This window comes from Levilactobacillus namurensis DSM 19117 (genome assembly GCF_001434785.1).
Classification (GTDB): Bacteria; Bacillota; Bacilli; order Lactobacillales; family Lactobacillaceae; genus Levilactobacillus; species Levilactobacillus namurensis.
This window is the reverse complement of sequence record NZ_AZDT01000063.1, coordinates 141,143-151,592: the sequence shown is the minus strand read 5'-3', so window position 1 is coordinate 151,592 and position 10,450 is coordinate 141,143. Positions and strand designations below refer to the sequence as shown.

Here is a 10,450-nt window from a genome sequence, read left to right as displayed (position 1 = left end):
CACTTGAATCATGTGTTTGATGGGGATTTTGGAGTTTCTGGTGAATAATTCAGGATACCTATAATCTGGTTAAGTTTTGGCTAGCGGCTAACTTGTTCTTGTAATTTTCGGTTTTTTTGAAATCATTAAAACGAGTTGCATATTATTCATTCTTAAAAAGTAAGTCAGAAAAGTATATACGAGAGTTTATTCTTGAATAGAGTGATGTCATGAAGAGAATAGTTGATTGGAAATTTCTTTTGAATATTTTTTTAAAGAAGGTTTCTCGAAGCTTTTATTCCCTATTAGTAGTAGTAATAGTTACTGACATATTGTATATAATTGGAATAGCAATGCTGCCAGTATGATTAGCCAACGAAGATTCAGTATAGTATTTATTCTAGCCATAAGTAGGAAGTTTAAGTTTGATTATCTATGGTACCCGGGTCGTGGGAATTTACTTTCAGGCAAAGATTGCACAAGTAGCTTTTGATTTTCGGTTTGACTATGTTCCAATCTTCTCAAATAAAATTTTTCGTTGGCCTCAAAAGAAGATTGATTCTGTTGACGGGAAAATGATTATCGATCAAGCTTATGAATCCATTTATAACGGTGCAAACGTTGGTATTGAGGCAGTAATTAATCAAACTATATTAATCTTGAGGTATTTATTACAGATTATTTCCGTATTAATATTAATGGGTTTTCTTAGTATCCGACCGGTAATTATAGTACTTCTTTTGAATGTATTAGGCTATTTAATTCAAGGCTTAGGAAATAGATGGTATTCAAATCACAAGAATGAACAAAATAAAATTACGAGTTATCAAGAATATTTTTCTAGAACGTTAATGGATCGCGAAAATGGTAAAGATATTCGGATATTCGGAATGGCTTCTTTACTTCATCAATATCAAAAGGAATTAGCAAATCGTTTAGTTAGTTGGCAAAGCAATTATTCTGTGGTTCTTGCTGTTGTTAATATATTACAACGATTATTTAATTTAGCTGGCATTATGTTTACGTTACTGTTTTTGATCGATAATAAGAGCTTGACAGTATCTAACTGTATATTTTTTCTAACTGCGATTCAGGTAATGAACACAAAATTTGGAAATTTAAGAAATGCGTATACCTTAACTAATAAGAATTTAGCTTTTGTGCCTAATTTTAGAAGATTTGTTGAATCAAAATTAGACACGTCCATTGAAGATAAACAGAATAATATAAATCGTTTTAAACAGTTAACGCTTAATAACGTTTATTTAAAACTTGGAAACAACGACGTCTTAAAGTCTATTAGTCTGTCAATTCATAAAGGTGACAAGATTATCGTAGTTGGAGAGAACGGTGCTGGTAAATCATCTCTAGTGAAGGTCTTAAGTGGCCTCTATGTTCCAACAAGTGGAACGGTCAAACTAAATGGAATTAATCTAAAATTAGTTAATGCTAAGTCATTGCAAAAACATATGACCGTTCAATTTCAGGATGATGTACTTTTGCATTTTACAATTGCAGAAAATATTTCCTGTACTGACTTAAATAATACGGATTATCAAAAGGTAAACGAAGTTTTACGCAAAGTTCATTTACTTGAATTCGTCAATACATTGCCAAATGGAATTGAGACCTACCTTGGAAATGAATTGAATTCAAATGGTGTACTAGTGTCTGGTGGTCAGAAACAAAGATTGTTATTTGCCAGAGTTCTTTATAAACAAGCAGATCTGAATATTCTAGACGAACCAACGGCTGCGTTAGATCCTATAAGTGAAAAAAATTTCTATCGCCTAATTCAAAACGAACTGTCTACAAAGACTGTAATTTTTGTAACGCATCGTTTGGGTTCTTTTGTTAAAAAAGGAAAGATTGTTGTCATGAGCAAGGGGAAAATTATAGCAATAGGTTTGCATAGCGATTTATTAGAAAACTGCGAACTTTATAGGAAGATGTGGCAAGCGCAACATTCGCTATACACTGCAGGTGATTGATAATGGGTAAGGTAAGAAAAAACTATGACGATATATTAAAAACAATAAGGCTTGTTATGCATATTGATAAGGCTGCTTTACCTGCTTCAGTTATTATGAGTATTATAAATGCTATTGTACCCTTGGTGATTGTATTGGGAAATACTGCCATTATAAATGCAATAGTTAGGGGAAAATTATATCATGCAAAGTCCATGGTTTTGATCGTGTATTCTGTTTCGATTGTTTTGTATATTGTATCGTCCTTGATGCAGAAGATTAGTAATACACGTGCCGTTAAGGCTAACGAAACGTTAAGAATTTTAATCCATGAAGCTTGGGAAAGGGTGAGCTTTCAATCTTTAGTTACGGCAGAATATTTTAGTAAAATGATGAAGAGTGAATCTTCGTTTCGGTATTCTGGGGGAATTGTGGTGTTTTGCCATCAAATTCAAAACTTAACCGGTGGATTAGTTACTGTCTTCGGCAGTTTTGGGCTTTTGATTTGGCTAACTTCAGTTGGCTTTCTTTCATCGACGTTAATGGTAATTTCGACGCTTACTACATTATCTTTTTTATTGATATTCGAGATGTTGTTACTGAGGGTATTTCGACACTTGACCAATGGCAACATTACATTGTTTGCTAGATTAATGGTCCTTGAGCGTAAGATGAATTATTTTTTGATGAGCATAATTAATAAATATGAAATACTGAAGTCTGTTAAAACGTGGGGGACGGCTGGCCTAATACAAAAAAGATACTTGGACTCTTGGAATCTGGAGAAAAAAACTAATCATCAGTTAGTCTGGAATGATTACATTTCCCAAATTATTGCCGCTTTGATGATATCGAATATTGTTGTTTGGATGTTTAGTCTGGTTATTTTAAAAATTCGTATGGGATTTTTACCTGTTGGTCAATTGAACACTCTATTTGGAGGGGTTGTTCAAATTTCAGCTGCAGTAGCGACTATTGCTTCGACTTGGCAAAGGACTATGAGGTTCCAAAATCAGATGGCATATGTTAATGATATTTTGAAAGAAAAGAGGATTCTTGATTCACAGGATGATTCCGGAGAAGAGTATCCGGTAATTAGAGAACACAATATTATTAGTTTTGATCATGTGAGTTTTGGTTATAATTCTGGTAACGAAGTTATTCATAACCTATCTTTTAATTTTGAACTTTCTGGAATTAGCGCAATTATTGGTGAGAATGGTAGTGGTAAGACAACGCTAGTCAAATTGATGCTGGGGTTATTGCGACCAACAAAAGGAAATATCTTTTGGAACGGGCAGAATATACGAGAAATCCAATCGGATGAGTACTTCGGCTTATTTAAAGTCGTTTTTCAAGACTTTCGCATTTTTGATGTCACAATCGGTGAGAATATTACGGCATCAGATGACTATAATCATGAGCAAATGAAAAGTGCTATTTTTGATCAAAATCTTAAGGATTGGATATCTGCTTTGCCGAACCATGAGAATTCTTTAGTGGGAATGTATGGTGAAAGTAATTTGCAGCCAAGTGGTGGCCAGAAACAGCAGATGGCAATAGCCCGGTCAAATTATAAAAATGGAATTTATCAAATTCTAGATGAGCCTTCGTCCAAGTTGGACCCAATACAAGAAGTTTCATTTTTTTCGAAAGTAGCAATGCTTTCAAGTAAGACACCATCGCTTTTTATAACCCATCGTATTGGTGTAGTGGGATTAGCGGGTACCATAATTGTATTGAGAAGTGGAAAAATTGTGGGAGTAGGAACAAAGAAGAGCCTACTTAGAAATTCTTTATACTTTAGAAAAATATGGGACAGTCAGGCGTCACTCTATAAGTAACAAATCATTCACTTTTGAATAGTCATTTAAATTGGATATTCAATTCTACGTTTACTTGACAAATCTATGTGAAATTAGAGTTTTGTTGGAATATTTTCATCTCAGAACTACAAATTTTCGGTTACGCTATGGTGATGAATACCCCCCACAGAAATTTTTATGGGATGGAAAAGACTTTAGCCCTAAAGAGGATGTGAAATGTTCGCTTCGTACTTTTCGGTAAAATGGGTCCTTGGTAGTTTACGCTTAGAATGATTTATGTGCTATATACTTAGTGCTAAGTCTAGCGATTAAGATTCTTCACCGGGTGGTGTGGTGAAGCGTCTAAGTTGAGATACAATGACAGAATGTCTAAGATGTGGACCATTTTCAAGTATATGAAGTTCGATAGAGAGTGAATGTCACCATTAAACAAAACGGCCAATCGTCACCCTGCATACCAAGTTCTTGGTGCAGGATGGCGATTGGTCGTTTCAGAAACTATTGCATCTGAGTCTCTAAGCTTAACTCACTCATGAATGTTAGGAGGAGGTTAGCGTAGCTGGGGTGGTCCGTGTTGTTCTTGATTTCAACCTGCATGTCGTGCAGGTTATCGGTAATGATTCCGTTGACGCCGAGGAACATCATCTGGTCCAGCAGGGTCACGTCATCGATATCCCAAGCGTAGACCCGTTGATGGTGCTTAGCCGCCTGGTCGATGAAGGCATCGTTTAAGGTCGTCGCCTCCATGGTATAAGCGTTGGCGTCCGTGTACGGGAAGGTCAGGTTATAGGGGAGAATATAGCTCACGAACTGGTGGGGGTCCTGTTGACGCAGGGCGGTCATGATCCGGTAGCTCAGGGTGTGGACCTGATCGTGGTGGGCCAGTAAGCTTGGGCCGAACTGCTTGATGAACCGTTCCGGCAGGTCCCGGGTGGTCGCTTTATTGGTCTTGATCTCGACCAGCAACTTTTGATGGTGGGCGTGGGCGGCTTTAAGGTAGGCCGCAAAACTCGGAACTTTAGCCTGGTGGCCGTTTTCGGTGACAGTGACCCGCGTTAACGCCTTGAGGGTCATGTCGCCAACTCGTCGTTTCAAGCCCGCCAGCGCCTTTAGATTCGTATCGTGGAGCACCACGAATTGGTGGTCCTTAGTCTCCTGGACGTCCATCTCCACGTAGTCGGGCTTCTCTCGGCTGGTTTTGATCAGGGCCGGGATCGTATTTTGGACCCCGTTACCGTTATCGACGCCCCGGTGTGCGATGGTGAGGGGCTTGCTGACGGCTAAGCCGTTGAGGTAGGCCAGGTTGAAGGCCACTAACCCCGCACTCAGTACCGTTAGTCCCAAGGTGATGAGAGCCCGGGTCCGCCATTTAGTGTGGGCTGGTTCCCGGAATTGTAGCTGCATCATCGGCGTAGGTTCGTGGTCGGCGTGACTGCTGAGGACGATGGTCATGAAGACGATGGTGGCGTAGCAGACCAGGAACTCGGTGAGGACTTCCATTAAGAAGAGGTTGACCGTCGCCATGACCAGCGCGGCGGGGGTGGTGTCGAAGAAGACTTGTCCCAGGTAGAGTGCTGCGTAGAGCACCCCGGTCATCAGCGAGACCATCACCAGGGCCAGGAGCATCCGGCTGAGGTACTTCCAGAATTGTCCCTGAGTAACCCGCCAACTCTCGCGGATAGCGGCGTGACTGTGGTACCCGTCCAGCATCATCAAGGGGAGGACGGCAATCAGGCGAATCCCCAGGTAGATGGCCAGTGCGTAGAACAGGACTAAGACGGTCGCCCAAAGCGGGTTAGCCATCAGATAACTCACGATGAAGGCGGGAATCTTGGCTTTATTGAGCAACGGCGTGGAGAAGAGAATGCTGCCGAAGGGCAGGATGATCAGAAAGTAGCCCATAAAGAACAGGAAGGTGCTGGGTGACGCGCCCGTAAGACTGGTGACCGTTCGGCGTAAGACCGCCAGGGTTCCTTGAGGCCGCCCCAGGCGAATATTGCGAATCCCTAAGAGTAGGAAGGCAAATTGCCAGTACACCAGGACCATGATGGCCATCAGGATCAGTAATAGGCCAATCACGGCTAGGGGATGCTTCAAGATAATGTTGCCCAGGTTGGTGTAGGAGACGTAGGGAATCCGTTGCCAGGCCAGCAAATTGGCGGTCAACCAACCGAAGACGGGGATCGCACAGTAACTAATGACGATGTTGGTGAGAAAGACCAGGGTCACATAACTGCCCCAGTGTTGTCGAAAATGGCGACTGGTCTGTCGCCAGAATGCCCAAGCTTGCATAAGACCAACTCCTCTGTATGGTTTCTAATTTAGCACACTCTGGATTCCGAACCACAAATTTTTAGTTGAAACCCTTAATTGGTTGACCGAACGAATTGAAAATAGGCATGATAGTGATTTAATTCACACTAAAATAAAAAGCTTGTGAATCGCTGGCATTCGTGTATGCACTTACAAACTAAACGGAGAGGAACCTTGATACAACAGCGTTTACTTGTGCAGAAAATTAATTGTGATTTTTTTAATATAAAGTTCTGGACTTTTGAAAAATCCATGATAAGATAGAAATCGTGAATAAGTTAACAATATCTTTTCTACGCAAACGCATATGGAGGCAGAGAGATGTTAAAAGACGTAAAAACGAATCCAAAAACGACTACTAAAGAAGAAACGGTTGACCAAATGATCGACCGCCTAGTCAATAAAGCTCACGACGCGCTGTGCGCCATGGACGACTTCGACCAAGCCACGGTCGACCACATCGTCCACCAGATGGCCATCGCCGGCTTGGACCACCACATGGAACTGGCCAAAGCCGCTTACGACGAAACGGGCCGGGGGGTCATGGAAGACAAGGCCGTGAAGAACATGTTCGCGACGGAAGAAATCTGGCACACCATTAAGCACGATAAGACCGTCGGCATCATCAAGGACGACCGGGAACGGGAACTGATCACGGTTGCGGAACCTCTGGGCATCTTAGCCGGGGTTACGCCCGTCACTAACCCTACGTCCACCACGTTATTCAAGTCACTGATCGCGGTTAAGACGCGGAACCCAATCATCTTCGCTTTCCACCCACAAGCACAGAAGTCATCCGTAATGGCCGCTAAGGTCGTTCGGGACGCTGCCATCGCTGCGGGGGCACCAGAAGGGGTCATCCAATGGATCGACAAGCCAAGTATTGACGCCACCACGGCGTTGATGAACCACCCACGGGTTGCCAGTGTGCTGGCTACTGGGGGTCCTGGCATGGTCAAGGCCGCTTACTCTACCGGGAAGCCCGCGTTAGGGGTCGGTCCTGGTAACGGTCCAGCCTACATTGAAAAGACGGCTAACATCAAGCGGGCCGTCTACGACATCGTCTTATCCAAGACGTTCGATAACGGGATGGTCTGCGCGTCTGAAAACAGCGCCATCATCGACAAGGACATCTACGACGATGTGAAGAAGGAAATGCAGGACCGGGGCGTCTACTTCGTGAAGAAGGCGGACCACAAGGCCTTAGCCGACGCGATGTTCCGTCCTGAAGGCGGGGTCAAAGGACCAATTGCTGGGATGTCTGCGCAAAAGATCGCGGACTTAGCCGGAATCAAAGTTCCCGCAACCACCAAGGTCTTGGCCGCTGAACTGACGGGCGTGGGGCCAAAGTACCCGATGTCTCAAGAAAAGCTGTCACCGGTTATCTCCGTTTACAAGTCTAAGGACCACGCCGAAGCCTTCAAGTTGGCGGACGAACTCTTACACTTTGGTGGGTTGGGCCACACGGCCGCCATCCACACCATGGACGACGACTTAGCAACGGAATACGGCATTAAGATGAAGGCCAGCCGGGTCTTGGTCAACACGCCCTCCGCACTAGGGGGCATTGGGAACCTGTACAACGAAATGATTCCTTCATTAACCTTAGGGACCGGCTCATGGGGCAAGAACTCTGTGTCCCACAACGTCTCGTCCTTCGACTTACTGAACATCAAAACGATTGCAAAGCGGCGAAATAACATGCAGTGGATTAAATTACCTCGAGTTTACTTCGAAAAGACGTCCGTTCGTTACCTCGACGACATGCCAGGCATCAAGCGGGTCTTCCTGGTCACCGACCCAGCCATGGTTCAATTGGGTTACGTGGACACGGTCTTAAACGAATTGAAGCGGCAACCTAACGGGATGGAATACTCCCTGTTCTCCGATGTTGAGCCAGATCCGACCACGGATACGGTCAACCGCGGGGTTGCGCTGATGCGTCAATTCAAGCCGGACACCATCATTGCGTTAGGTGGGGGTTCTGCGATGGATGCGGCCAAGAACATGTGGCTGTTCTACGAAGACCCTAAGGCTAGCTTCTTCGGTGCTAAGCAGAAGTTCTTGGACATCCGGAAGCGGGCTTACAAGTTCAATAAGCCGCACAAGGCCCAGTTCGTTGCCATCCCAACCACGTCCGGGACGGGTTCTGAAGTAACGCCGTTCTCCGTGATCACGGACTCGAAGACCCACGTGAAGTACCCGTTGGCCGACTACGCATTGACGCCAGACGTGGCCATTGTGGATTCCCAGTTCATCGAAACGGTGCCTAAGAAGACCGTGGCTTACTCTGGGTTGGACGTGTTGACCCACGCCATTGAATCCTACGTTTCCGTAATGGCTTCCGATTACACCCGGCCATGGTCCTTACAGGCCATCAAACTGGTCATGGACAATCTGACGAACTCCTACAACGGTGACATCACGGCCCGGCAAGAGATGCACAACGCTTCGACCTTAGCCGGGATGGCCTTCGCCAACGCCTTCTTAGGGGTCGACCACTCGATCGCCCACAAGTTAGGTGGGGAATTCGGCTTACCACACGGTCTGGCCATCGCGATTACGTTACCGCACGTGATTCGGTACAACTTCAAGGAACCGACCAAGATGTCCATGTGGCCGAAGTACGAGTACTTCCGGGCCGATGAAGATTACGCTCAGATTGCGCGTTACCTGGGCTTACCAGGGAACACCAAGGAAGAGCTTAAGGAAGCCTTGGTCAAGAAAGTCATCGACTTGGCACACTCCGTTGGGGTCACGTTGAGCTTGAAGGCTAACGGGGTGGACAAGGCCCACTTCGACAAGACGGTGGATCACTTGGCTGAATTAGCGTTCGAGGACCAATGCACGACCGCGAACCCTAAGGAACCCCTAGTTTCTGAATTAAAGCAAATCATGATTGATGAATACGACGGTAAGGGTGTTGAAAAGTAACCCTGACGTTACAAACGGGTCGTTGCCTCCGGGCAGCGGCCCGTTTTGCGTGGGTGGTAGTAGTCAGCGCCTTACCGGCCGGCCAGACAGGGCTGGAACGCCGTGGGCGCCATTTCGAGCCATAGAGCGGTCTCGAAATTGGGCCTTAAGGCAGCCCAGAACGCTCCCTAAGTCAAATTTCACGGCTGAGCCCTGTCTGGCCGGCCTCACGGCTAACGTTGGGTTTAGGTCCTCTAAGTTACGCCACTTGGGGGGCTGTCCCGGTGAGATTTCGGTGGTTAAGGACTGACTTGATTGCTACTGGAACCAGACGTGTTGGGCGCCGAATTTTAGGATAGGTGTCTGGTCGCCCGGTAAGGCGGATGATCCCATCAAGAGTGGCCAACGGACGACCACGGTGGGAATTTATTCGGAAGTAAAACAATTTACGGATGAAGATGGTGGCAATTTAAGGACAAAATTCGGAGGATTTTCATGAATTTTTCATTTTAGATGACAAATTTTACAGAAAATTTGCCTGCTTTATCAAGTAATCGACCTAAGATTTAGCGGAAAAAGGGCGAATTTGGGTCAATTAAAGCGTTTTATATAACAGAGGCATTACAAAAATGACAAACTGACATAATCAGAAGACTTTCTTAACCTCCGTGACATGTAACCACAATTTCCGTGTAATATTTGTCAGCTATTCTAGGAGCCGTTAAGCAATCGAAGGAGGATGTTATTTTTTTATGGGATTCAAAAAAGCTTTAGTGATGACTTTAGGCGCAGTTGCTGTCGCCGGAGCCGGCCTGTTTACTTCCAATGAACAAGCCAGTGCCGCTACCCGGGTTACGGTCAAGCAGGGGGATTCTGTTTGGGCCTTAGCCAACCAGTACGATTCATCCGTGAAGGCCATTGAAAAGGCCAACCACTTGACCAACAGCTCACTGATCTTTGTGGGGGAGAACCTGGCCATTCCAGCCAAGCACGCCACCGCAACCACGCACGCTGCTGGTGTGGCGCAACATTCCTACCGTCACACGTCTAACCAGGCGCCAAGTGCTACCACGACGACGCAGACTACAACCCAACCGGCTGCTTCGGGGGTTTCCGGCTCCGAAGCCAGCGCGAAGAACTGGATCGCGTACCGCGAATCACGGGGGTCTTACACCGCCACCAATGGACAATACATTGGGAAGTACCAGTTGAGTTCCGCCTACTTGAAGGGCGATTACTCAGCCGCTAACCAGGAAAAGGTCGCCAACCAATACGTGGCCGGCCGGTATGGTTCCTGGACCGCTGCGCAAGCCTTCTGGCAAGCCAACGGGTGGTACTAAGCCTTACTTAAAAATTTTGACGTTTAAAGTCATGAAGAGTCGTTCGGATGCAGGTCCGAGCGGCTCTTTTGTGTTCTGCTGACAGGGGGACTAGAAAACTGGTATCCTA

The 10,450-nt window shown here is 45.4% G+C and carries 5 protein-coding genes; 4 read left to right on the top strand and 1 reads right to left on the bottom strand.

All coding sequences use genetic code 11. The annotated features are described in order from the left end of the window. Positions 1-404: 404 nt before the first annotated feature. Positions 405-1,970, top strand: a complete 1,566-nt coding sequence (locus FD30_RS10000; RefSeq protein ID WP_056944904.1) for an ABC transporter ATP-binding protein — start codon at positions 405-407, stop codon at positions 1,968-1,970. A gap of 2 nt (positions 1,971-1,972) precedes the next feature. Further along, complete coding sequence (locus FD30_RS09995; protein ID WP_056944903.1) at positions 1,973-3,793, top strand: ATP-binding cassette domain-containing protein; 1,821 nt, start codon at positions 1,973-1,975, stop codon at positions 3,791-3,793. A gap of 480 nt (positions 3,794-4,273) precedes the next feature. Here the strand turns inward: FD30_RS09995 and FD30_RS09990 are convergent, their stop codons facing one another. Continuing rightward, positions 4,274-6,067 (bottom strand): glycerophosphodiester phosphodiesterase, encoded by a 1,794-nt coding sequence (locus FD30_RS09990; protein ID WP_056944902.1) that lies wholly within the window; start codon positions 6,065-6,067, stop codon positions 4,274-4,276. A gap of 342 nt (positions 6,068-6,409) precedes the next feature. On the opposite strand from FD30_RS09990, the gene adhE reads away from it, so the two are divergent. Both adhE and apf read left to right on the top strand, forming a co-directional pair. After that, positions 6,410-9,022: a bifunctional acetaldehyde-CoA/alcohol dehydrogenase gene (adhE, locus tag FD30_RS09985; protein ID WP_056944901.1), complete on the top strand. Its 2,613-nt coding sequence runs from the start codon at positions 6,410-6,412 to the stop codon at positions 9,020-9,022. Positions 9,023-9,753: 731 nt separating this feature from the next. Beyond that, entirely contained in the window at positions 9,754-10,341 is a 588-nt protein-coding gene (apf, locus tag FD30_RS09980; RefSeq protein WP_082604889.1) for an aggregation-promoting factor, read from the top strand. The last annotated feature ends 109 nt before the right edge of the window (positions 10,342-10,450 follow it).

Excerpts from the sequence above, each read along its gene's own strand:
- adhE (WP_056944901.1), top strand. The coding sequence starts at position 6,410 with ATGTTAAAAGACGTAAAAACGAATCCAAAAACGACTACTAAAGAAGAA.
- FD30_RS09990 (WP_056944902.1), bottom strand. The coding sequence starts at position 6,067 with ATGCAAGCTTGGGCATTCTGGCGACAGACCAGTCGCCATTTTCGACAA.
- apf (WP_082604889.1), top strand. The coding sequence starts at position 9,754 with ATGGGATTCAAAAAAGCTTTAGTGATGACTTTAGGCGCAGTTGCTGTC.
- FD30_RS09995 (WP_056944903.1), top strand. The coding sequence starts at position 1,973 with ATGGGTAAGGTAAGAAAAAACTATGACGATATATTAAAAACAATAAGG.